At 70.1% G+C, this 23,693-nt stretch carries 18 protein-coding genes; 8 read left to right on the top strand and 10 right to left on the bottom strand.

The genetic code is table 11. The features are described from left to right. Positions 1–40: 40 nt before the first annotated feature. Both VMT65_RS34895 and VMT65_RS34890 read left to right on the top strand, forming a co-directional pair. On the top strand, positions 41–1,399 hold the full coding sequence (locus VMT65_RS34895) for a polysaccharide biosynthesis protein (RefSeq protein WP_326312927.1): 1,359 nt from the start codon (positions 41–43) through the stop codon (positions 1,397–1,399). A 10-nt stretch (positions 1,400–1,409) separates the two neighbouring features. After that, positions 1,410–3,230 carry a hypothetical protein gene (locus tag VMT65_RS34890; RefSeq protein WP_326312926.1) on the top strand — a complete coding sequence of 607 codons (1,821 nt, stop codon included), beginning with the start codon at positions 1,410–1,412 and terminating at the stop codon, positions 3,228–3,230. Positions 3,231–3,294: 64 nt separating this feature from the next. On the opposite strand, the gene VMT65_RS34885 is transcribed toward VMT65_RS34890, so the two are convergent. Beyond that, positions 3,295–4,464, bottom strand: coding sequence for a glycosyltransferase family 4 protein (locus tag VMT65_RS34885; RefSeq protein WP_326312925.1), 1,170 nt, complete (start codon positions 4,462–4,464; stop codon positions 3,295–3,297). A gap of 291 nt (positions 4,465–4,755) precedes the next feature. Here VMT65_RS34885 and VMT65_RS34880 point away from each other — a divergent pair, with 291 nt between their 5' ends. Further along, the gene (locus tag VMT65_RS34880; protein WP_326312992.1) at positions 4,756–5,571 is read left to right on the top strand and encodes a class I SAM-dependent methyltransferase; all 816 of its coding nucleotides are present in this window, start codon (positions 4,756–4,758) and stop codon (positions 5,569–5,571) included. On the opposite strand, the gene VMT65_RS34875 is transcribed toward VMT65_RS34880, so the two are convergent. Both VMT65_RS34875 and VMT65_RS34870 read right to left on the bottom strand, forming a co-directional pair. After that, complete coding sequence (locus VMT65_RS34875) at positions 5,533–5,835, bottom strand: hypothetical protein (RefSeq protein WP_326312924.1); 303 nt, start codon at positions 5,833–5,835, stop codon at positions 5,533–5,535. The genes VMT65_RS34880 and VMT65_RS34875 overlap by 39 nt on opposite strands. A gap of 224 nt (positions 5,836–6,059) precedes the next feature. Continuing rightward, a complete protein-coding gene (locus VMT65_RS34870) occupies positions 6,060–6,263 on the bottom strand; it encodes a hypothetical protein (protein WP_326312923.1) in 204 nt (67 codons plus the stop codon). A 241-nt stretch (positions 6,264–6,504) separates the two neighbouring features. Here VMT65_RS34870 and VMT65_RS34865 point away from each other — a divergent pair, with 241 nt between their 5' ends. Beyond that, positions 6,505–7,938, top strand: a complete 1,434-nt coding sequence (locus VMT65_RS34865; protein WP_326312922.1) for an aldehyde dehydrogenase — start codon at positions 6,505–6,507, stop codon at positions 7,936–7,938. Positions 7,939–7,997: 59 nt separating this feature from the next. Here the strand turns inward: VMT65_RS34865 and VMT65_RS34860 are convergent, their stop codons facing one another. The 3 genes from VMT65_RS34860 to VMT65_RS34850 form a co-directional block, all read right to left on the bottom strand. Next, positions 7,998–9,824, bottom strand: coding sequence for a phosphoenolpyruvate carboxykinase (GTP) (locus VMT65_RS34860; RefSeq protein WP_326312921.1), 1,827 nt, complete (start codon positions 9,822–9,824; stop codon positions 7,998–8,000). A gap of 241 nt (positions 9,825–10,065) precedes the next feature. Further along, positions 10,066–11,853 carry a hypothetical protein gene (locus tag VMT65_RS34855; protein ID WP_326312920.1) on the bottom strand — a complete coding sequence of 596 codons (1,788 nt, stop codon included), beginning with the start codon at positions 11,851–11,853 and terminating at the stop codon, positions 10,066–10,068. Positions 11,854–11,896: 43 nt separating this feature from the next. Beyond that, a complete protein-coding gene (locus VMT65_RS34850; protein WP_326312919.1) occupies positions 11,897–12,571 on the bottom strand; it encodes a hypothetical protein in 675 nt (224 codons plus the stop codon). A 312-nt stretch (positions 12,572–12,883) separates the two neighbouring features. On the opposite strand from VMT65_RS34850, the gene VMT65_RS34845 reads away from it, so the two are divergent. Genes VMT65_RS34845 through VMT65_RS34830 form a run of 4 tightly spaced genes read left to right on the top strand, consistent with a single transcriptional unit; the run spans position 12,884 to position 19,183 of the window. After that, positions 12,884–14,335: a lipase family protein gene (locus tag VMT65_RS34845; RefSeq protein WP_326312918.1), complete on the top strand. Its 1,452-nt coding sequence runs from the start codon at positions 12,884–12,886 to the stop codon at positions 14,333–14,335. Between the two features lie 59 nt (positions 14,336–14,394). Further along, a complete protein-coding gene (gene trmB / locus VMT65_RS34840) occupies positions 14,395–15,165 on the top strand; it encodes a tRNA (guanosine(46)-N7)-methyltransferase TrmB (protein ID WP_326312917.1) in 771 nt (256 codons plus the stop codon). Beyond that, complete coding sequence (locus VMT65_RS34835) at positions 15,162–15,932, top strand: NYN domain-containing protein (RefSeq protein WP_326312916.1); 771 nt, start codon at positions 15,162–15,164, stop codon at positions 15,930–15,932. The genes trmB and VMT65_RS34835 overlap by 4 nt, the downstream gene beginning before the upstream one ends. Beyond that, positions 15,932–19,183, top strand: a complete 3,252-nt coding sequence (locus tag VMT65_RS34830; RefSeq protein WP_326312915.1) for an MMPL family transporter — start codon at positions 15,932–15,934, stop codon at positions 19,181–19,183. The genes VMT65_RS34835 and VMT65_RS34830 overlap by 1 nt, the downstream gene beginning before the upstream one ends. A 66-nt stretch (positions 19,184–19,249) precedes the next feature. Here the strand turns inward: VMT65_RS34830 and VMT65_RS34825 are convergent, their stop codons facing one another. The 4 genes from VMT65_RS34825 to VMT65_RS34810 form a co-directional block, all read right to left on the bottom strand. Next, positions 19,250–21,301 carry a DUF2339 domain-containing protein gene (locus VMT65_RS34825; RefSeq protein WP_326312914.1) on the bottom strand — a complete coding sequence of 684 codons (2,052 nt, stop codon included), beginning with the start codon at positions 21,299–21,301 and terminating at the stop codon, positions 19,250–19,252. Between the two features lie 90 nt (positions 21,302–21,391). Further along, positions 21,392–22,207, bottom strand: a complete 816-nt coding sequence (locus VMT65_RS34820; RefSeq protein ID WP_326312913.1) for an alpha/beta fold hydrolase — start codon at positions 22,205–22,207, stop codon at positions 21,392–21,394. Between the two features lie 28 nt (positions 22,208–22,235). Continuing rightward, positions 22,236–22,904, bottom strand: a complete 669-nt coding sequence (locus VMT65_RS34815; RefSeq protein ID WP_326312991.1) for a DUF1707 SHOCT-like domain-containing protein — start codon at positions 22,902–22,904, stop codon at positions 22,236–22,238. Positions 22,905–23,014: 110 nt separating this feature from the next. Next, positions 23,015–23,686 (bottom strand): response regulator transcription factor, encoded by a 672-nt coding sequence (locus VMT65_RS34810; protein ID WP_326312912.1) that lies wholly within the window; start codon positions 23,684–23,686, stop codon positions 23,015–23,017. Between the last annotated feature and the right edge of the window lie 7 nt (positions 23,687–23,693).

Here is a 23,693-nt window from a genome sequence, read left to right as displayed (position 1 = left end):
CGCAGCCGGGCTCGCCGCGACGGATGGCAGCATTGCGGGCGTGTCTGCTGTTCGCCGTCTGCCCGTGGTCAAAGACCTGACCTTGGTGACGGCGGGGGCGATGACCGCGAATGTGGCGGGGTACCTGCTGCAATTGCTGGCCAGCCGGTGGCTGGGGGTGAGCGGATACAGCGCCTTCGCGAGTCTGCTCGCGGTGCAGATGATGTGCGCGGTACCGGCCCTGGCGTTGCAGAATGTGGTGGCGCGGGAGATCGTTCGGGGCGCGCCGATGGCGGCCGCGCGGGCGTTGGCCCTCCGGTGCGCGGGAATGGTTGCCGCGCTGGCCATCGTGCTGGCGCCCGTTATCAGCGCGGTGTTGACGGTGAGCCTCGCCGCGTCGGCCGGGGCGCTGTGCACCGCACCGCTGCTCGTGCTGCTCGCGGGTGAGCAGGGGATTCTCCAAGGACGCAGCCGCTTCCGCGAACTGGCCACGGTGCTGGGCGGCGCGACGATCATCCGCGTCACGCCCACGCTGATCCTGCTGGCCTGCGGCTTCGGACCCGCACCCGCGCTGTGGGCCGGGGCGGGCGGTGCGGCGCTCGCAGCCCTTCTCGCCCGCCGACTCACCCGTGCCGCCGCTGCGGCTCGGCGGGTCCCTGATACCGCGGTGTCCGCCCGCGTACTGACCACGGGCGACGCCGAAACGGCTGCCACCGCGCAGAATACGGCCGACTGGTCGGCACTGAGCGGGGAACCGGCGTCGGCCGCTGCCGAGCGAGCGGGCGGGTGGAGGCTCGGGGTGGCGGCGGTGTTTCGGGCGGTGCAGGTGCAGGCGGCGTTGACGGCGCTGTCGGCGGCGGATCTGCTGGTATCGCGAATCGTGTTGGACGAGAACGATGCCGGGCGTTATGCGCTCGGGGCGATCGCGGCCAAGATCGCGTTCTGGCTGCCGCAGGCCGTCGGCGTGGTGCTCTATCCGAAGATGGCGCAGCCGCAGCACTCCGCGCGGGCCATGCGCTCGGCGCTGGCGGTCCTGGTCGGGATCGGGGCCGTGACCGTGCTCGGTGCGGCGGTGGCCGCGCCGCTGGCACCGCTTTTCGCGGGCCGGGATTACGCGCCGATCGAAGGGCTGCTGTGGTTGTTCGCGCTCGAGGGCGCGCTGCTGGCGATCCTGCAGGTGGCACTGCTGTCGGCCATCGCGGCGGATCGGACCGCGCCCGCCGCGATCACCTGGATCGGCTTGGGTATCGGGGTGGCGGTCATGGTGACCTGCGCGCACTCGGTGTTGTCGCTCATCGGGATCGCGACCGGGACCGCGGCGGTCACCACGCTGGTGATCACCGGCGTGGCGGTGCGCGCGGCGCGGGGCGGCGCGAAAGACCGTTCGCCCGTCCCCGATCTCGGGGCGGACGGAACGTAGGGTGCCGGGTGTGAACGCGGAGGTCCGGGAGCGGCGGTGGCGCGGGGTGGTGCCGGCGGGGTACAGCCTGGCGCTGGCCCTGCTCGTGCTGGGCCCGCTGCTGGGCTCGGGCTATCTGCTGCTGCGGGACGCGGTCAGCACCCCGCGCTCGTATCTCACCGATTCCGCGCTCGGGCTCGGCGATGCCGCGCCGCGCGCGGTGCCGCAGGACGCGCTGCTCGCGACGCTGTCGACGGTCGTGGACGGCGGAATCCTGGTGAAAGCGATTCTGCTGGTGGCCATCTGGCTGGCCGGGTGGGGTGCGGCCGCGCTGGCGCGGGAGCTGCTGGGGGTGTCGCTCGGTCCGCAGTTGGTGGCCGCGACGCTCGCCATCTGGAATCCCTATGTGGCCGAGCGTCTGCTGCAGGGACATTGGAGCCTGCTCACCGGCTACGCCGCGCTGCCCTGGATCGCGCTGCTGGCGGCCCGATTACGCGCCGCCGAACCCGCGGGCACGATCTACACCTGGGCGGCGCTGACGGGCTGCCTGGCCGCCGCCGGATTGACCCCGACCGGTTCGCTGCTGGCGGGCGGCGTGGCGCTGCTGGTGGTGGGCAAGCGGAATCTCCCCGCGACGGTGGCGCTGTGGATCCTCTCGGCCGCGCCCTGGCTGGTCGCCACCGCGCTGTCCAGCTCGGGTGCCGCGCCGTCGGATCCGGCGGGCATCGCCGCCTTCGCCGCCCGCGCCGAACCCTGGCTCGGCACGCTGGGCAGCCTGGCGGGCCTGGGCGGAATCTGGAACGGCACGGCCGTACCCGATTCCCGCACCACCTTTTACGCGCTGGTCGGGACGTTGGTGCTGCTCGCGATGGTGGCCACCGGACTGCGCGCGGTCCACCGCGGCGGAACCGTCGAGCGGCGACTGCTCTGGCTGGCCGCCGCGGCCATCGTCCTGCCCGCCCTCGGTGCCACCGGATGGGGACTGTCGGTGGGCGAGTTCCTGGTGACGCGGGTGCCCGGGGCCGGATTGTTCCGCGACACCCAGAAATACGTGGCGCTCGCCATGCCCGCGTACACGCTGTGCGCGGCGGCGGGGTGCCGGGTCGCCGGGCGGTGGATCTCGGCGAACGTCCTCGACGGATCGTTCGGCGAGCGGCCCGCGCGGACCCGGACGGGCGCTGCCGCAGCGCTTTTCATTGTCGCGACGCTCATCGCCCTACCGGATCTGGCGTGGGGTGTCGGCGGGGCGCTGCGCCCGGTGCACTACCCGGCGGGGTGGGAGCGGGTGACCGCGCTGGTCGACGCGCCGGGTGATGTCGCGGTGCTGCCGGGCGGAATGTTCCGCAAGTTCGGGTATTCGGGCGACGCTCCGGTGCTGGATCCCGCCCCGCGCATGCTGCGCCGAGATGTGTTGCAGACGGGGGAACTTCCGGTGCGCGCCGGCGTCGTCGCGGGCGAAGGGGTTCGCGCGCGACGGGTGGAGAAAATGCTGTCGCGTGGCGAGCCGGCGTCCAAGCTGGCCGCGCTCGGGGTCGGCTGGGTGCTGGTCGAGGGCGGTACGCCGGGGCCGCTCGGGGAGTCGAAAAATACGCTGGCTCAGCTGAATCCGGTCTATTCCGACGCGAATCTCCAGTTGTACCGGGTGCCGGGCGACATCACGCCCAATGACGCCTCACCCGAGAGCCGTCGGGCATCGGGGGCCGCGCATCTACTCTGGGCAACCCTGCTCATCGGCGGATTCCTCACCGCCGCAGTGCCTTCGGTGCGCGGTGCCGCAGCACCTTCGGTGCGCCGCTCAGTCCTTCGGGAAGCCGAGCGCGAACCCCACCCCGATCACGACAATGCTGACTAACGCGATGACGACGATGATCCACATGCTTCAACACTATGAAGCGTAGTAGGGCGGCGCGCTCGCTTTACGGAATCGCGGGCGCGATCAACCCGCTGACGCGCTCGCCGCGGGTTACCGCCGACAGCACCTCGTAGACGCCGTTTCCCGTTTGCTCCCAGGAGAATTCGCGCGCCCGCGCCCGCGCCTTCTCCCCGAGCACCGTGCGCGCCTCATGATTGCCGAGCAGATCGCCGACGGCCGCGGTGAGCTGCGCGGCATCGTCGACCAGCAGGCCCGTGACCCCGTCCACGATGGAATCGGTGAGCCCGCGCGAACTCCGGTACCCGACGGTGGGCACCCCGTGCTGGGCCGCCTCGATGACCGCCAGCCCCCAGCCCTCCTTGCGCGAGGGCAGCACGTGCACCCAGGCGCGGGCCAGCAGCCGGTGCTTCTCGTCCTCGTCGACGTGGCCGTGGAAGGTGACCTCCGCCGCGATGCCGAGCTCATCGGCGTGCGCGCGCAGATTGTCGGCCCACCAGCCGTCGCCGATCACATCCAGGCGCAGGCCCGGAATCCGGCCGCGCAGCCCGGCCACCACGGCCATGGCGTCCTCGATCTGCTTGTGCGGCACCAGCCGCGACAGCACCACGATGCTCGGGTGCGCGGTGCGGGTGCTCTCGTCCCCGGCGGAGACGGACGCGGGTACCGGCTCGGCGCCATTGCGCACCACCGCGATTCGCGATCCGCCCACGCCCAGCGCGGTCAATTCCTCGGCCGACGGCAGCGAGACCGTCAGATACTGATTGCGGCGGTGCACGCGCGGCGACAGTCGCGATTCGATCCACCAGCCGATCCGGCCCACCAGTTTTCCGGCCACCGGCCACTGCTCGCGATGGCCGTGATGCACGAGCACCACGGTGGGCGCGGCCGTCGCGGCGCGCGCGAAGAAGGGAATGCCGTTCTGGGTGTCGATGACGGCGTCCGGTCGCGAACCCTTGAGCGGGCCGATCCCCAGGCGACCGAGCGCGATGGCCGCGAGCGCCCGCGGGTACACGGTGAACCGCCCCCCGCCTCGGCTGATCTCGATGCCGTCCACCGATTCCCGCTTGGCCGCCCCCGGATAGCCCGCGGTCCGCAGCGTCACCTTCACGCCCCGCGCGGCGAGCTGTGCCCCGACCTGCTCCAGATAACGCTCGCTACCCCCACCCTGTGGATGCCCGGTGTCGCGCCAGCACAGCAGCAGCACTTCACGCACGGGCGGATCTCCAGGGTCAAGGACTCGACGGGGGATGACGGTCGGGGCGGACAGACAATGGGCTCCACCATATAGCCCGCGGACCCGCCACGGGCCAGCAGTGGTCATCCGACCACCCCGTCATTCCGGCGCGCTTTTGGCCGGAATCCACCACATGCGCGGTATGGATCCCGGCCAAGAGCATGCCGGGATGACGAGTACTGGCCGCCGAGAACGAGGAAGCGCCGGTTGCAGCCGTGGTTGTGGGCCTGTGCGAGACTTGCCGCCGTGCTTCGAGCTGAGCAGTCCTCCATGCGCCGTGCCGGGCAGCGCCCGCGATTCGCCCGGCGGGCGACGCTGCGCAGGTCGCTGCGGCTGCTGGGGAGTTTTCGGTTCGAGCAGACCGATCCGGCCGTGTTCTATGGCGGCGTGGCCTCCGATACCGCGGATTTGGTCGGGGATTTCTATCGGGATCTGACCGGGGAGTCGTTGCGCGGCACGATCGTGCTGGATGTGGGCGGCGGGCCGGGGTATTTCGCGGACGAGTTCGGGCGGGCGGGGGCCCGGTATCTGCCGGTCGAGCCGGATCCGTCGGAGATGCACGCGGCCGGGCTGCGGGTGGCGGGCGCGGTGCGCGGGTCGGGGATGGCGCTGCCGTTCCGCGATGACGCCGTGGAGATCTGCATTTCGTCGAATGTGGCCGAGCACGTGCCGCAGCCGTGGGTGATGGCGGAGGAGATGCTTCGGGTCACCAAACCCGGTGGGCTGATGGTCTTCTCGTACACCGTGTGGCTGGGACCGTTCGGCGGGCACGAGACCGGGCCGTGGCACTACCTGGGCGGGGAGTACGCCGCGCGGCGCTATCGGCGCAAGCAGGGGCGGGAGCCGAAGAACCGCTTCGGGCGCTCGCTGTTCGCGGTGCGGGCGTCGGAGGGCATCCGCTGGGCGCGCGAAACCCCGGACGACATCGAGATTCTCGCCGTGTTCCCGCGCTATCACCCGCGGTGGGCCTGGTGGCTGGTGCACGTGCCGGGCCTGCGGGAGCTGCTGGTCAGCAACCTGGTGGTGGTGGCGACCAAGCGGGCGCGGTCAGCGTTCGGCGAGACCGCGCCGGAAGATGCGGCGTAAACCGGTGCACGGTTCGGGTTCGCTCCACGGTGACTCCTGGGTAGCCAACCCAACGGTCTCCATCGCGGTCAGGCCGACCTGACCGGCGAGGGCGTTCACCGCGGCAACCGCCTCGGCCGCCTGCAGAGCGGCGGCGGCCTGTTCCAGGGTGAGGGTCCGGCCCGGCAGGAAGGACACCACCCATCCGCCTGCGCCAACGCTTTTCGCCTGATGCGGGGTGAGATCACTGGTCATCAGCGACCGATCGACCACTTGCACCGCCATGACTCGGACTCCCCTGTGCGGTAACGGTTCATGTATCGAGCGAGCTATCCACGGTAGCTATAAAGCATGCTCGCTACGGCCGTCGAATGCAATAGTGCGTTCGGTGAAAAGCGAACCGACAGGTTGGAATTCGTTTTTTCGCGGTGCTACCGATTTGCCACAGGGATGCGGAACCGCTTGCACCCCTGCGCATTCGGCGCGCTGCGCACCCTGGGCGCGGCGGTTCAGCCCTCGGGCATCATGAGTCGAAGCACCGGCTGCCCCTGCCGCACCGTCGGATAGGTCGCCTCCACCACCTCGACTCGCCAGCCGGGCGGCAGCACGCGCTGCAACTGATCGGCGGCCCGCCGCATGGGAGTACTGACCTCCGGCGAGTCGACATCGGACAACTCGCCGAGCAGGAAGTCATCGATGCGCATATCAGTCATGCGGGGGATCTACCTTTCGCAAAGCTAATACATAGCAACCGACCGGATTGGTGGAGAAAGGCGTACTTCGCAGAGCATAGGCCACCGCCCGGCAACTCAGAATCCGAACCACTTTTTGCCGCGCGGGTAACAACGCGACTTAGAAACCGAGGGGTCGAATTTCAAAGAAAGATCCCGGTCAGCGGGACGGTTGCCCGTCATGACCGGGACAGCCGAAGACGCAAAACTGTAACGTGTTCTCATGGAGTACCAGAGTCTGTTCATCGGTGGCCGCTGGACCGCACCGGCCGGTCCCGACACCCTCCCCGTCGTCTCGCCCGCAACCCTGGAAACCGTGGGCAGCGTGCCCGTCGTCACCCGCGCCGACGTGGATGCCGCGGTCGCGGCGGCCCGCCGGGCCTTCGACAGCGGACCCTGGCCCGCCACCCCGCCCGAGGAGCGCGCCGCGCTGCTGACCCGGGTCATCGCCCTGCTCGACCAGCAGGCGGGCGAGATCGGCGCCGCACTGTCCGCCGAGATGGGCGCGCCGACGATGGCCGCCAGCACCCTCAACTACGTTCCGGCCCGCGCCACCCTGGATTTCTACGCCGGACTCGGAAAGTCCTTCCCCTGGAACGAGACTCGCACCGGACTGTTCGGCACCACCCGCGTCTCGCGCGAACCGGTCGGCGTGGTCGCCGCCGTGATCGCCTGGAACGTCCCGGTCTTCCTGGCGGTCAACAAGCTCGCGCCCGCCCTGCTGGCCGGATGCAGCGTGGTGCTCAAGCCCGCGCCGCTGACCCCGCTGGCCGCCAATGTGCTCGCCGACATCTTCGCCGAGGCCGGTCTGCCCGAGGGCGTGCTGTCGGTGCTGCCCGCCGAGGCCGACGCGTCGGAATACCTGATCTCGCACCCGGGCGTGGACAAGGTCACCTTCACCGGCAGCACCGCCGTGGGCCGCAAGATCGCCGCGATCGCGGGCAGCCAACTCAAGCGCTGTTCACTCGAACTGGGCGGTAAGTCGGCGGCAATCCTGTTGCCGGACATGAACATCGAGGACATGCCCAAGCTCGCCTTCGCCGGGCTGATGAACAGCGGCCAGGCCTGCGTGGCCCAGACCCGCATCCTCGCCCCGCGCGCCCGCTACGACGAGATCCTCGACGCCCTCAGCGCTTCCGTGGACCTGTTCCCACTCGGCCTGCCCGACGACCCGGCCGCCCAACTCGGCCCGCTGATCTCCGACAAGCAGCGCGAACGCGTGGAGGGCTACATCGCCAAGGGCAAGGATGAGGGCGCGCGGCTGATCCGCGGCGGCGACCGCCCCGACGACCTCCCCGGCTGGTACGTCCGCCCAACGGTTTTCGCCGACGTGCACAACTCGATGACCATCGCCCGCGAGGAGATCTTCGGCCCGGTCCTCTCGGTGCTGCCCTACGACACCGAGGAAGAAGCCATCGCGATCGCCAACGACAGCGACTACGGCCTCGCCGGTTCGGTCTGGACCACCGACATCGAGCACGGCGCGGCCGTGGCCGCGAGGGTCCGCACGGGTACCTACGCCATCAACTGGTACGCCTTCGACCCCTGCGCCCCCTTCGGCGGCTACAAGACCTCCGGCATCGGCCGCGAGAACGGCCCCGAGGGCCTCGACGCCTACTGCGAGACGAAATCCCTTCTGATGCCGATGGGTTCGTAACCCGCGGAATGAAAACGGCTGGCCCGCACAGATTGTGCGGGCCAGCCGTTTTCTGTCTCTTATCCGAGACGCTGCTTGAGCGCCTCGAACTCGTCGCGCAGGCCCGAGGGCAGCTTGTCGCCGATGAACTCGAACCACTCCTCGATGGAGGGGATCTCGTTGCGCCACTCGTCGACGTTCACCGCGAGCGCCTCTTCGACGTCGTCGGGGTTGACGTCCAGGCCCTCGAGGTCGAGGTCGGCGGCGTGCGGGACATTGCCGATCGGGGTGGCCTCGGCCGAGGCCGTGCCCTCGATGCGGTTGACGATCCACTCCAGCACGCGGGAGTTCTCGCCGAAGCCCGGCCACAGGAAGCGGCCGTCGGCGCCGCGACGGAACCAGTTGACGTAGAAGATCTTCGGCAGCGCCTGGGCATCGGCGTTCTTGCCGAGGGTGATCCAGTGGTTGAGGTAGTCACCCACGTGGTAGCCCATGAACGGCAGCATGGCCATCGGGTCGCGGCGCACGGTGCCGACCTTGCCCTCGGCGGCGGCGGTCTGCTCGGAGCCCACGGTGGCGCCCATGAACACGCCGTGCTGCCAGTCGAAGGACTCGGTCACCAGCGGGATGGTGGTCTTGCGGCGACCGCCGAACAGGATGGCCGAGATCGGCACGCCCTGCGGGTCGTCCCACTCGGGAGCCAGGGTCGGGCACTGCGACATCGGGGTGCAGTAGCGCGAGTTCGGGTGCGCGGCCAGGGTTTCCGACTCGCGCTCGTACCAGTCGTTGCCCTTCCAGTCGATGAGGTGGTCGGGGGTGCCCTCCAGGCCCTCCCACCACACATCGTTGTCGTCGGTCAGGGCGACATTGGTGTAGACGGTGTTGCCGGCCTCCATGGTGGCCATGGCGTTCGGGTTCGAGCTGTGGTTGGTGCCGGGGGCGACACCGAAGAAGCCGAACTCCGGGTTGACCGCATATAGTCGGCCGTCCTTGCCGAAGCGCATCCATGCGATGTCGTCACCGAGGGTCTCGGCGCGCCAGCCCGGAACGGTCGGCTGGATCATGGCGAGGTTGGTCTTGCCGCAGGCCGACGGGAACGCGGCGGCGATGTAGTAGTTCTTGTTCTCCGGCGAGATCAGCTTGAGGATGAGCATGTGCTCGGCCAGCCAGCCCTCGTCGTGCGCCATGGCCGAGGCGATGCGCAGCGAGTAGCACTTCTTGCCCAGCAGCGCGTTGCCGCCGTAACCCGAACCGTAGGACCAGATTTCGCGGTCCTCGGGGAAGTGGGTGATGTACTTGGTGTCGTTGCACGGCCACGGCACGTCGGCCTGGCCCTCGGCCAGCGGGGCGCCCACGGAGTGCAGGGCCTTCACGAACGGCTTGTCGGTGCCCAGCTTCTCCAGGGCGGCGCTGCCCGCGCGGGTCATCACGCGCATGGACACCACGACGTACTCGGAGTCGGTGATCTCCACGCCCAGCTTGGGGTCCTCGGCGCCGAGCGGGCCCATGCAGAAGGGCACCACGTACATGGTGCGGCCCTTCATGCAGCCGCGGTACAGCTCGGTCATGGTGGCGCGCATCTCGGTCGGGTCGACCCAGTTGTTGGTCGGACCGGCGTCGGCCTCGGTCTTCGAGCAGATGTAGGTGCGCGATTCGACGCGGGCGACGTCGGAGGGATCGGAGAGCGCCAGGTAGGAGTTGGGCTTCTTCTTCTCGTTCAGCTTCTTGAACGTGCCCGCGGCGACCAGCTGCTCGGAGAGGCGGACCGCTTCCTCCTCGGACCCGTCCGACCACACCACGCGGTCGGGCTGGGTGAGTTCTGCGACCTCCTGTACCCAGGCAAGCAGTTCCTTGTGCTCGGTGGGCGCGGTGCCATCGTGAAGACCAGGAATGGTCGCTGAGGTCATGAAAACTCTCCTGAGATGGGCGGCCCCGATGGCCTCGAGCCGAGGAGCGCGGCTCGCGACACCGAGTGCCACCAAGTGCGGCAGGGCCCCCGCCGGTCTCGCCGTCAGCCCGTCCTGGCTGGACGTGCGTACGAGAACGCGCCGGATGCCCTAGTTCCTGCCATAGAGGTTAACGCCACATATCGGCGTATACGGAATCGGGTTGTCCAGTCGGTATCGGGTCGAAACCTCCGAACTGCGACTATGCGAATTCGAGTGCGGCCAGGTCACGTTCGCATGCCTGCAGTAATGCGGGGCGGCGATGGGCGGCCTGGCGCAATTGCTCCTCCAATTCACCGACCCGCAGATCGATTTCCACCATGCGCGCGGTGGCGCTGCCGAGCACCTCGTCGGTGAGTCGTTCCTCCGCGTCGACCAGGGCCGTCGCCACCCGCGCCTCCAGCTGCGCCCGAGCGTCCACCAGTGCGTCGGCGACCCATTGCCGCAGGTGAGCGCCGTCGGCGAGGTGCCGGCGGGCGCGCACGAACCAGCTGGCGGCCGCGGCACCGAGGGCCAAACCGACCGGCATGATCGCGTAGTCGAGGGCGGGCAGCAGGCTCAGCGGGGCCGCCACCAGGCGACCCAGGCCGAATCCGGCCGAGGCGCCGAGCGCGATCACCAGGTGGTCCTCCACGCCCCGCAGCCGCGGCCCGGGCGTCGGAACCGACCGCGAACCCCGTTCCGCGGGCGGCGGAAAAGATATATGCCATTCCTCCGCGACGGATTCTTCGACTTGACGGCACAATTCGCCCATCCGGAAGCGAATCGCGCGGTCCATGTCGCATGTGAGTTTTTCCACAGATTCGCTCACGTGCCGCGAGAATTCCGCGTGCGACCCGCGCGCCAACCCGTCGATTTCGGCCCGCAGGTCGGTGTGCAGCGCCCGAATTCGGGCCCCTACCTCGTGCAACAGGTCGACGCGGGCCAGTTGCACGCGATTGCGCACCACCGCCATGGCACTCCCGCGCCCGCCGTCGTTCACCGCCAGCAGCCGCGCCCGCTCCTCCCGCAGCGCCGCCACATCGTCGCGCCCCCGCAGCTTCTCCACCTGCGCCCGAATGCGCCGCCGGGTGTCGGCCAGCACCCGCTCCCGCACGATCGCCACCTGATCCCCGACCGCCCCCGCCCCCGCGGCGGCCACCAGCCGCGCGTGCAACAGCCCCACCCCCGACCGATCCACCAGCGCCGCATCCCCGCTCGCCCGCCCCACCGCCGCCAATCGCGCCGAAACCGGCACGATCTCCTCCCCACCCACCCCCTCGACCTCGGCCAGCAATTCGAGATCGAGCTTGCGCACCTCCCGCCATTCGCGATGCGCGTGAATCCCGTCCAGCGCGAAGACGATCCGTGTCCCCTCGGCGCGCAACCGCCGCACCTCGGTGATCAGGTGCTCGCCGATCAGGGCTCCCGCCTCGAGCACGACGAGCGCCACCGGAACTGGTGCGGAATCGCGCCGAACGGATTGCAGCTCGGCCTCGTCGGGGACCCGATCGGCCCGCGCGGCGATCGCCTCCACGTCGATGCGCGGAAGAAAGCGCGCGAACTCGACCCGCAGCGCGGGCGCATGCGATTCGTCGGCGCTGAGCAGGGCGACGGTCGGGGTCGACACCCGCGCCGGGCGGACCATCGCCCGCAGCAGTGCCAGGCCGTGCGGATTCCACCGCATCACCACGGCTTCCACCCCGGGCGGCAGCACCACCTCGGAACGCTCCCCCGCGCCCGGCGGAGGGTCGTCGGCATCGGATCGCCCATTCGTCTCGCCCGGGGCCATTCGGTGCAGCGGTGGAAGTTCCAGCCCGCCACCGCGTGGGTCCGGCACCGCCTGGGCGGCAACGGATTCCGGCTCGGCGGCAGTGGGTTCCGGTGCCGCTATCGGTGGTAGCCGCAGCGAGGGGACGCGCGGATCGCGCGTCGGCGGGTGGCTCGGGGAGGCCACCGGCTTCGGTTCGGGAAGCGGTGGATCGGCGGGGTGGTCATCGGGTATCAACACCGCTGATTCGTTTCACGCGCGGTTTCGGCTTGGCCACGGCCGGTTACGACTTGGGCGGGGCCGGATCCGCGATCGCCGTGTAGCGGCGATGGATTTCGTGATGGAGGCGGTCTATCCCGCTGGCGCAGTGGAGGATCTGCAGCAGGGCTCGCGCACCCAGGGCGGGGTCGTGCCGGAGGGCGGTGAGGGCGCAGGAGACGCCGTAAAGGTCCCAGCGGTCCAGGAGGGCTTGGCGCGCTTCGGGATCGGAGGCGAGGTTCGAGGCGGTGAACAGGTCGTGGGACAGGGTCAGGGGTGGGTCCGCGCGGTCGCGATGGCGGTGCAGGGTGTGGAGATCGGTGTCGGTGAGGAGGCCCGAGCGGGTGCGGGCGGCCAGGACGGCGACCACCGGGAAGGTGGCGAATCCGAGGTCGGACCGCAGGTTCTCGGCCATGGTCGCCGCATCGGACCAACGGGTTCCGATGGCATCGGCCTTGTTGAGGACGACAAGGGTGCGGTTCGGGGGCAGGGTGGCGAGCAGGCGGCGGTCGGCGCGGTCGGCGGTGCCCGGGAGGACATAGAGGAGTAGGTCGGCGTCGAGGACGGGGCACGGTTGCCCGCGCTGGTCGACCGGTCGGGTTTCTTCGGCGGTGAGCAGCGACAGCGCATGTCGCAGGGTGGTTTTGCCCGCGCGGGCCCGGCCCGTCACCTGGATGCGCGGAGATCGCCCGACCGGCACGCGGGCAGCCTAGCCGGAACCCGCTGGGCGCGTGGGGGTTTCACATCACAAACCCGCAGGTCGCGCGGTGAGAACAGACCGCTCCGGGTTCTTCTGTGCGCCAGCACAATTCGCTGCGACGGCTCTTCACAGACACCCGCGAACGGCCTACTCTGGCGATTCGGTCGGCACCAGCGCCGATGCACGGCTGCGGCGATCCCTCTCGGTCCACGGCCGCCGCGACGAGGGGAGGTAGCGATGACCGTCAATGCCGACGTCATCGGAAGATCCGAGACACCGCGGCCGAAACGGGTCCGCCGCACCATACCGAACATGCCCACGCGGGTCGCCCTCGCACCGGCACCCGAACGCAGCGACACATCCAGCCGCGGCGAGACAGCCGGGCACGGCGACACTGCCAGGTACAACGGCACATTCGGGCCGGGCGGCACGCCTGGACACGGCGACACACCCGGGCACGGTGGCGCACGCGAGCGCGGGAGGCCGCTGCCGCCGAGTCAGGATCCGTTCTTCCACCCGCCGCGCGGCTTCGCGCGCCAGGCACCCGGCACCATCCTGCGGCACCGCGAGGTGGAGATCGCTCTCTTCGGCCTGGTGCCGCAGCACGTGACCGCGTGGCAGCTGCTCTATCGCAGCCAGGATCTACACGGAAAGCCCGAAGTCGCCATCACCACCGTGCTGCTCCCCGCGGGCGCGGCCCCCGACCCCGACCGCCCGCTGCTGGCCTTCCAGACCGCCATGGACGCGGTCACCGATCGCTGCGCGCCCTCCTACGCCCTGCGCCGCGGCGCGCTCTCGCCCGGCTCGATCACCCAGCTGGAGTGGATGCTGGTGGCGGGCGCGCTGCGCCGCGGCTGGGCCGTCAGCATCGCCGATCATGAAGGGCCGCAAGGCAATTTCGGTGTCGCGCGGGAGCCCGGCTACCGTGCGCTCGACGGCATTCGGGCCGCCCTGCGTTTCGCCCCGCTGGGCCTGCGCGCCGACACCAGGGTCGCGGTGTGGGGCTATTCCGGTGGCGGCATGGCCAGTTCGTGGCTGGTGGAGATGGCCCCGGAGTACGCGCCCGAGCTGTCCATCGTCGGCGCGGTGCTGGGCGCGCCGGTGGGTGATCCGCGCCACGTCTTCCTGAAACTGGACGGCAGCTCGTTCGCGGGCTTCCCCGCGATCGTGATCGCCGCACTGCGGCAGGTGTATCCGGCCATGGCCGAGGTGGTCCGGCGCGATTTCACGCCCGAGGGCCGTCGGCTGCTGGACCGGGCGCGCAGTCTGGGCCCGATCGCGGTGCTGCCGCTGCTGGTCGGCCGCCGCATGGACGACTACCTGTCGCGCCCGCTGGTGGAGATCCTGCCGGACCTCGAGGACATGTTCGACGATCTGCGCCTGGGCAATCGCGCGCCCACCTGTCCGGTGCTGGTGATCCAGCCCGTGCACGACCAGGTCATCGACGTCGCGGGCATCGACGGTCAGGTGCAGCGGTATCGGGCGGGCGGCGCGGCGGTCTGGTACGTCCGTGATCGACTCAGCGAGCATTTCTCGCTGCTGCCGCTGGCGACCCCGATGAGCCTGGATTGGCTCGCCGATCGGCTGGCCGGGAGAACTCTTACCGAACCCACAACCAAGACCGTCTGGTCGGTCGCACTGTCCCCGACGCACTGGCGCGGCATGGTGGAAATGGCAACTACCGCAATGCGAGTCACGCTCGGACTGCCCCTGCGCGCGCCCGCCGCACCGGCGTCCGACGAGGTGTCGGGCCTGGCAGCCTGAGTGTTCGCACTCGCCGCAACCCCTGGTCGATTGCTGCGCTAATCATCCAATACTGGACAATGGACGCCGTGAACGACGCCGCGAACCACACCGCCGAGCCTGTTCCCGGCCAGCCGGGCGGCAACCGCCTCTACCCCCGTGTCACCAGCTTCCGTGCTCGTCGCGGCGCGGTGTCACCGGCGCGGCAGGATGCCTGGGATCGGGTGTGGCCGCGGATCGGCAAGGACGTCTCCGACGAAAAGCTGGACGCCGACGCCTGGTTCGGGCGCTCGGCCCCGCTCATCATCGAGATCGGCTGCGGCACCGGCACGGCCACCGCGGCCATGGCGCAGGCCGAGCCGCAGTTCAATCTGATCGGCATCGAGGTCTACAAGCCGGGTCTGGCGCAGTTGGTGCAGCGCGTCGAGCGCGAGGGCATCGAGAACATTCGACTGCTGCGCGGCGATGCCGTGGATGTCCTGGAAAATATGATTGCTCCCGAATCGCTGACGGGGGTTCGCGTGTTCTTTCCGGATCCCTGGCCGAAGGCGCGGCATCACAAACGACGGCTGCTGCAGCCGGAGACCTTCGCACTCATCGCGACTCGCTTGATTCCGGGCGGCGTGTTGCATGTCGCTACCGATCATGCCGATTACGCGGAGTGGATCGCGCTTTACGGAAATGCGGAACCGCAGCTCATCGGCATGAACGAGCCCACGGGCGGGGACCCGGAGGCCTATCGAACCAAGGCACCGATTGGTTTCGAACGTCCGATTACCAAGTTCGAAAACAAAGGACTCCGCGCGGGTAGCGCCATCACCGAGTTCATCTGGGGGAAGATCGAATCATGAGCGTCAGTGAGATGGCCCCCGAGGTCACGGAAGTTGCCGAAATAATGCACGGCACCCCGTCGACCGAACTATCGGGCACCGCGGGCCTCGGCGGCACCGCCACTGTTGGTCTGGGCGGCACCGCCACCGATGTGCGCCGCGTCCTGCTCGTCTGGGATGCGCCCAACCTCGACATGGGCCTCGGCGCGATCCTCGGCGGTCGCCCGACCGCCGCCTATCGCCCGCGCTTCGACGCGCTGGGCCGCTGGCTGCTGGCCCGCACCGCGGAACTGTCGGTGGGCAGCAAGACCCGGGTCGAACCCGAGGCCACCGTCTTCACCAATATCGCCCCCGGCACCGCCGATGTGGTGCGACCCTGGGTCGAGGCGCTGCGCAATGTCGGCTACGCCGTCTTCGCCAAACCCAAGATCGACGAGGACTCCGACGTGGACAGCGACATGCTGGCCCATATCGAGTTGCGCCGTCGCGGAGCCGGTTTGGCCGGAATCATGGTGGCCTCCGCCGACGGGCAGGCGTTCCGCGCGCCGCTCGAGGAGATCGCCGCCTCCGGCGTGCCTGTTCAGGTGCTGGGTTTCCGCGAGCACGCGAGTTGGGCCGTCACGTCGGATATTCTCGAGTTCATCGACCTCGAGGACATCCCGGGCGTGTTCCGTGAACCGCTGCCCCGGGTCAGCCTCGACTCGCTGCCCGACGAGGGAGCCTGGTTGCAGCCGTTCCGGCCGCTGTCGGCCCTGCTCACCTCCCGCCCCGCTCAAGGAGTCGCTTAGTGTTCACCCGCTGGGGCGACCTGGTCTACAAGCTGCGATACACCGTTCTGGGTGTGGTTGTGGCGGCACTGCTCTCACTCGGCGCGTTCGGTTTCGGGTTGGAGGACCATCTCAGCTCCAGCGGATGGGACGACCCCACCTCGCAGTCCACCGCGGCCGCGCAGCTGCGCGACCAGGTCTACGGGCGCGATCACGGCAGCGACATCGTGATGCTGTTCACCGCGCCGGACGGCCAGACCATCGATGATCCGGCCTGGAGCCAGAAGGTCATCGACAAGCTCAACAGCCTGCCGAAGGAACATCCCGAGATCTCCGGAGTGGTCTTCGCGCCGTGGAAGCTCGACACCGGCACGCAGGTCGCGCAGGCCGCGAGCCCGGACCGCAAGCACGCCTTCGCGACGCTGGCGCTCAATGGCAACAACGACACCGAGAACATGCGCAACTACCGGAATATCAAGAACGACTTGAGCATTCCGGGCGTCAAGGCCGAGGTCGCGGGCATGGTGCCGATCGCGGGCACGCTCAACGACACCATGGCCCAGGACCAGAAGCGCATGGAGGTCATCGCGATCCCGGTGGTCGCGATCCTGCTGTTCTTCATCTTCGGCGGCATTGTCGCGGCCGCGCTGCCGCTCATCATCGGCGGTCTCACCGTGGTCGGCGCCAATGGCATCGTCATGGGGATCACCAAGTTCACCGAGGTGAATTCGTTCGTCTCGCCGGTGGTTTCGATGATCGGCCTGGGCCTGGCCATCGACTACGGCCTGTTCATCGTGAGCCGTTTCCGCGAGGAGATCGCCGACGGGTACGACACCAAATCGGCGGTGCGGCGCACCATCATGACCGCGGGACGCACCGTTGTCTTCTCCGCGACCATGATCATCGCGGCCAGCGCGGGCATGCTGCTGTTCCCGCAGGGCTTCCTGAAGTCGGTCGCCTACGGCACCATCGCGACGGTCGCGCTGGCGGCGCTGTCCGCGCTCACCATCCTGCCCGCGCTGCTGTCCATCCTGGGCAAGCGGGTGGACGCGTTGGGGCTCAAGTGGTTCCGCAAGACCAAGAGCACCGAGGAGATCGAGAACGGCTTCTGGGGCAAGCTCACCGCGTGGGTGATGAAGCACCCGCTCAAGGTGGCCATTCCGATCACCGTCGGCCTGCTGCTGCTCATCATCCCGGTGAAGAACCTGGCCTTCGGCGGCATCAGCGAAACCTATCTGCCGCCGGACAATCCGACCCGCCTCGCGCAGCAGCACTTCGACGAGGTCTTCCCGATGCGGAAGTCGGATCCGCTGCTGCTGGTCATCGTGACTGACAACAGCCGCAATGTCGGGCCCATCATCAGCGAGGCGAATGCCGATACGCCGGGCCTGACTTCGACCGGTAAGTTCCAGATCCCGACGCAGAAGCCGCCGAACGGCTCCAATGTCTGGGTGTCCGAGGGCCGCCTCGAGAAGGGCGCGGACGCCAACGCGGCCATCGCCGCGCTGCGCGCCATGGACGTGCCCGACGACGCGGAGGTCATGGTCACCGGCCAGCCCGCCATTCAGGCCGACTCCATCAACGCGCTGGAAGAGCGCATGCCGTTGATGATCGCGCTGGTGGTGTTGGTGACGACCATTCTGATGTTCCTCACCTTCGGCTCACTGGTGCTGCCCATCAAGGCCGCGCTCATGAGCGCGCTCGGCCTGGGTTCCACGCTGGGCATCCTGACCTGGATCTTCATCGACGGCCACGGCGCGAGCCTGCTGAACTTCACGCCGCAGCCGATCATGTCGCCGGTGCTGGTGCTGATCATCTCCGTGGTCTACGGCCTATCCATCGACTACGAGGTCTTCCTGCTCTCCCGCATGGTCGAGGCGCGCACCCAGGGCGCGAGCACGACCGAGGCGGTGCGCTCGGGCACCGCGCAGACCGGCCGCATCATCACCGCGGCCGCGCTCATCCTGCTGGTGGTCACCGGCGCGTTCGCCTTCTCCGACCTGGTGATGATGCAGTACATCGCCTACGGCATGGTGGCGGCGCTGTTCATCGACGCGACCGTGCTGCGCATGCTGCTGGTCCCGGCCACCATGAAGCTGCTCGGCGACGACTGCTGGTGGGCGCCCAAGTGGATGAAGAAGATCCAGCAGAAGATCGGCCTGGGCGAGCCCATCCTCGACGATGAGCGGCCCGGCGGCGGGGAGGTGGTCGACCTGGTCAAGACCACCCCGATCACCGATCCGGTCACCATGCAGATCCCCATGGTCACCGACGGTTCCGCGCCCGCGCGGCCGCGCAAGCCGCGCCCGCGCCGCAAGGTCGATATCGACAGCGAGGCCCCGACCCAGCGCATCGACCGGGCCGAGCCCAAGCCGCCGACCACCGCTCCGGCTCCGGCTCCGGCTCCGGCTCCGGAGGCCGATCGGGCCGTACCCGGATTCCCGTCCGCCACAGCGCGTCCCGGCCACGGGGTGACGCCTTCGTCGCGCCCGGCCCCGGACTTCGTCGCGAAGCCGGGCGGCACCGCCGCCCCGAGCCCACTCTCCGGACTGGTTCCGACACCCGAATCCGATTCCGGCACCGGCACTTCCGGCAATGCCGACCAGACGCCCCCGACCCGTGGACCCGAATCCGGTTCCGCCGCACCGCTGACCAACCTCGGCGGCCCGGCGGAGTCCGGCGGTGCGCTCCCGCCGCGCCGGGTCACCGGTGCGGCGTCCGCCGACGCGCCGACCACCGATCTCGGTTCCGGCTCGCCCGCCCGCGGTCCCGTGGCCCCGCACCCGATCGGCGACTTCGCTTCTCCCGGTAAGGGATCCGTGCGCGGTCAGGACGGCGCGTTCCCGCCGCCCGCCCAGCCGACCGGGCTGCCGTCGGTCTCCGAGCCCGCACCGCCCGCGGCGGATCAGCAGGCCCCCGTGGTCGGCTCCGGGCGCGTGCTGCCGCCCGCCCCAGCCGCCCCGTCGACGCCGCCCACACCCAAGCTCCCGCCGCATCCAGCGACGCGCGCCCAGCTGTACCAGCCGCAGCCGCCCGAAACCGAGCAGGCCGCCGAGCCGACCGCGGAAGCCGGTGCCCCGGAGGACCATCCGGCGCATCACGCCGCGCCGGAGCAGCCGCAGGGCGGCAACCGCAGCAGCATCGAGGGCTGGATGTCGGACCTGCGCTCCGCGCGCCGCCGCCCCAAGCCCGAGGAGGACGCCAAGCACCGGGGCGGTGAGGGCCGCCAGGTCAGCGTCAACGAATTGCTCCGTCGCCAGAATCGCGACTGATCTCGACACCGCGAAGGCCCGGCCGAATTCTCGGCCGGGCCTTCGTTTTTCGCTGACCGACGTGGCTTACGCGGTCGGTGTCCGGGTGTCCATGTCGGCGAAGGCCCGCGCGTAACGGGTGCCGACCAGGAGCAGCAGGACGCCGACGACGAGGAACGCGCCGGCCCGCAGCAGCCCGTCCAGGGTCGCCAGGTCGAACAGGAACAGCTTGGCCAGAGCAGCGGCGGTGACCAGAAGTCCCGCGGCGAGAGCGACTTTGGCGCGCTGCGGGGTCCGCGACAGGCTGCGCAGGCCGTAGAGCAGGGCACCGGTCGCGGTGGCCATCCAGACCACGGTGGCAATGCCGTGCCCGGCCCGGAAACCGTCCGGGTTGCCGGTGGCGACGCCGAGGGAGACCGTCAGCGTCGTGACCGCGTACAACCCGACCAGACCCGCGAACACCGACAGCACGGTGGCATTGGACTCCCGATCCAGCAGGCCGAGTCGGCGCGCGCACCAGCCCGCCACCGCCGGCACCGCGAGGATCATCAGCGCCGACAGCGCGGTGGAAATGCCCAGGTGCGCTTCGGCTTCCGTCCGTCCGGCGAGGGTGCCCGGATCGGCGCGGTAGCAGAAGGTCATGCCCGCGAGCACGCCGTAGGCCGCGCCGAGCGCCCCCGCGACCCGCGACCGCTGCTGACCGGCCACCGCCAGGAAGCCCATGGCGACCACGGACAGGGCCACCGGCAGGGTTTGCACCCGCGAGATTCCGAGGCACGCTTCCAGCAGCGCGAACGCACCGGCCAGGCCGGATACCACCGCCAAGTGGCCCGGAATCCGCAGCGCACCACCCAGTTTCGGGATCCAAGGCAGGGCCGCGGTGACCAGCAGCACGGCCGCGAAGGACGCGGAGACGAGGATCGAGCCGGTGCGGTCGAACATGACCGGCGCGGCGAGCAGGGGCAGGGTCGCGGCGGCGAAGCTCAGACTGGCCGTGACATCCCCGGCCCGCTGCCGTCCGGCGAGGACCGCGCCCGCCAGCCCGGCGACCGCGATGACACTGGCGGCGGCGAGCAACTCGATCCGCAGCACCGAGGTGTCGTCACCGGTCAGGGCCGTGGCCGCCACCGCGAGCAGCGTGGTCAGTGCCGCCGGCAGGGTGCGCACCAGGTGCAGCACCGGCCAGTCGCGCACCGATTGCACCGGGAGAGCGGCGATCTGCAACACGATGAGGAAGCCCAGCAGCACCACCAACTCGGTGCTCACGAACGGGGCCAGCAGCGCCGCGCCGAGCACCACCAGCACCGCCAGGGCCTGCGAGCCCCACCGCATCGCCAGGGCGACGCCCCCGGCCGCGATCCCCAGCGCGACCACGAACCCGACCACCGGATTCAGCCAGTGGTAGATCGAGGTCACCGCGACCACATCCAGGTATCCCCCTGCGATACCGGTGGCCGCCAACGCGATTCCCCCGACCTTGCCGCCCGCCTTCGCGGCGACGCGGGTGGCGATGGCCACGAGCGCACCCGAGAACAGCGCGCCCGCAACGACTCTGGGCACCGGACCGAAGAATCCGGCCTGCGCCGCCAACACCAGCAGCATGACCACGCCGATGAGCGTCACCGCGACCCCGGCGACGGCCAGCACCCGACTGATGATGCCTTCGCGCTGCCACCACGGCGTGCGAATCGGCCTGGCGTAGGCGCGATTCCGCTGCTGCGGCAAGCGTGGCGTGGGCTGGTAGGTGGGCTGTCGCCAGCCACCGACGGGCGCGACCGGCTGGGCCTGCCAGGGCCCGCCGGTGGCCTGGGGTTGTGCCGCGGCGGTCGGGACCGGTGGTACGGGAGCCGGTGCGGGCGGCGGATTCTGGCCGGTTCCGGCGGTCTGCGCGGCCGGGAACGGATTCCACGCGGTCGGCGCGCCACCGGACGGCACTGTGGGCATGGTCGCGCCCGTCGCCTCGGGTGTGGCGACGGGCGCTGGGGGCGGGGTCGGCTGCTGAGCGGTTCGGGCGTTTTCGGCGACGACCTGGCAGCGGAGGGTTTCGAGGTCGCGGCCGAGGACGTTCAGGTGCTCGCTGAGCGAGGTGAATTCAGTCGACAGCCGCGCGATCAGGCGAGGATCGATGGCGAGATTCATGTCCGCCATACTCTCGACCCGGGCGTCGGCTCACATGAGTAGAACCACCCGGGCCACCCGCGATTACTACGTGAATCGGGGTGGGCCGCGTCACGCGGGGCGCACGGTGGCCGCCGCGCGGGCGATGGTGGCGCGCACCTCGGCGGTGATCAGGTCCGGTGCCTCGAGCATGGGGACGTGGCCGAGGTCGGGGAGCGGGCGCACCTCGAGGGTCGGGGTGGCGGTCAGCGGGGCGTACACGTGCGGCGGGAGGACGCGGTCGTGCGCGGGGAGCAGGATCGTGGTCGGGACGTCCAGCTCGGCCAGTCCGGTGAAACCCGTTGGGAGCGCGGGATCCTCGGCCAGGTCGTCCACGATGGCGCATTCGGTGATGGCCGCGGTCATCGCCTTGGCCAGTGGATTCGGCACCGCGGCAGGACGATTCGCCAGCAGCGGCAGCAACAGGCTGCGCAGCAGGGTCGGCATGGTCGGCTGCCGGTCCGGGCCCAGGCCGATGAGCGGGCCGAAGGCGCGGAACTTGCGCAGCAGGGAGTCCGCGGCGGCCGGTGCGCGCCACAACCCGGCGGGTGCGATGGCGGTGCAGGAGCGGGCCCGACCGCGGGCGGCGAGTTCCAGGGCGACCCAGCCGCCCAGCGAGTTGCCCGCGATATGCGCGGTGTCCCAACCGGATTCGTCGAGCAGCCGTTCGCAGTAGTCGACCAGCGCGCGCACGGTGGCGGGCCGGGCGGCCGCGGGCCCGCCCCAGTGGCCGGGGAACGTGGGTGCCACCACGGCGTGGTCGGCGGCCATGTCGTCCAGCACCGCGCCCCAGGACTGCCAGGTCAGCAGGACGCCGTGCAGCAGCAGAAGCGGTTCGCCGCCGCCGGATCGATGCACTGCCTCCGGAACCTCGACGCCTTCCACCATGGGGGTGACCATACCGGCGCACGCGCGCTCATGCCCCGTTGAGGAACCGCTTCCAGTTGGTCCCGAAGGGGTGCTTGGCCTTGACCGAGCTGAAGCGCAGCGTGCCGTGCACGATGATGTGCAGCGGGCCGAGGGGCGGGCCGGTGCGGACCTTGGTCTCGGCGCTGGAGGCGATCAGATCGATGGCGTTCATATCCACGGTGGCCTCGGGCGGCACGATCAGCTCGAGCGAGCCGCAGGTGTCGTTGACGTGGATCTCGACCACCTGGGTGGACATCACGGCCTGGGTGAAGTCCAGGCGGACACTGCCCAGCAGGCTGTTGATCATCAGCGCCGGCGGCACCTGCCAGGCGCCCTTGCGCTCGACGCTGGACAGCCGGGCGCGAATCACATTGCCCGGCATGGCCTGTGGCATGCGCTGCGCGGCCGCGTAGCGCTGCGGCTGGTGCAGATAGCGTGGACCCTGGTGGAAGCCCGGCGCGGGCGCCGGGGCCTGGGTGGGCTGCCCGACGAGCCGGATGCCCGGCAGATCGACCAGCACCGTATTGAGTTCGCCGCGGGTCTTGGCCGCGAGCGCGGTGTCCATGCGCTCGGTGAATTCCCCCAGCGACAGCATGCCCAGCCCCACCGCGCGCTGCAGCAGCCGGCCGACATGTTCGCGTTCGACATCAGATACCCGTAGATCCCGGTCGCCGATCACGGCGTTGCCGGTAGCGATCGCGGAAACCGCTTCAGGACCTCCCATGCCTTCGAGGCTAGGCCGGTAGGGGCCGTCGGCGCATCAGGGCAATCCCTGATCCACTCCCCCTACTCGTCGAGACCCTGTTCGATGGCGTACCGGGTCAACTCCACCCGATTGCCCAATTGCAGTTTGCGCAGGGTGGACTGCACGTGGTTCTCGACGGTGCGGTGGCTCAGCCCCAGCCGGGTGGCGATCTGCTTGGCGGACAGGCCCTTCGCCACCATGCGCAGCACCTCGGTCTCGCGGTCGGTGAGGGCGGGGCGGTGCGGTTCGTCGCGGTCGGCGGGGGTATTGGCGATGCGCCGGAATTCGCCGAGCACCAGACCGGCCAGGCCGGGGGTGAACACGGCCTGCCCGGCGGCGGTGGCGCGGACGGCGTCGAGGAGTTCGGTGGCCGAGGCGCTCTTGACCAGATAACCGGTGGCACCGGCCTTGATGGCGTCGAGGACGTCGTCGCGTTCGGCCGAGGCGGAGAGCACCAGCACGCGGGTGCGGGGCGAGACGCGCAGCACCTCGGCGGTGGCGTCCGCGCCATTGCCGTCGGGGAGCTGCATGTCCATCAGGACGACCCGCGGTTGGACGGCGCTGGCGCGGGCGCCGGCGGCGCGGACCCCGTCGGCGGTCGCCACCACGTCGAATCCGGCCTCGGCGAGGTCGCGGGCGACGCCGTCGCGCCAGATCGGGTGGTCGTCGACCACCATCACCGTGATCGGGTCCGTGCCCGCCATCTCCGCCATCTCCGCC

Origin of the sequence: Nocardia sp. CDC153 (genome assembly GCF_035818515.1) — a bacterium.
Lineage (GTDB): Bacteria > Actinomycetota > Actinomycetes > Mycobacteriales > Mycobacteriaceae > Nocardia.
The sequence above is the reverse complement of the archived record's forward strand: the minus strand, read 5'-3'. Positions and strand labels throughout refer to the sequence as shown.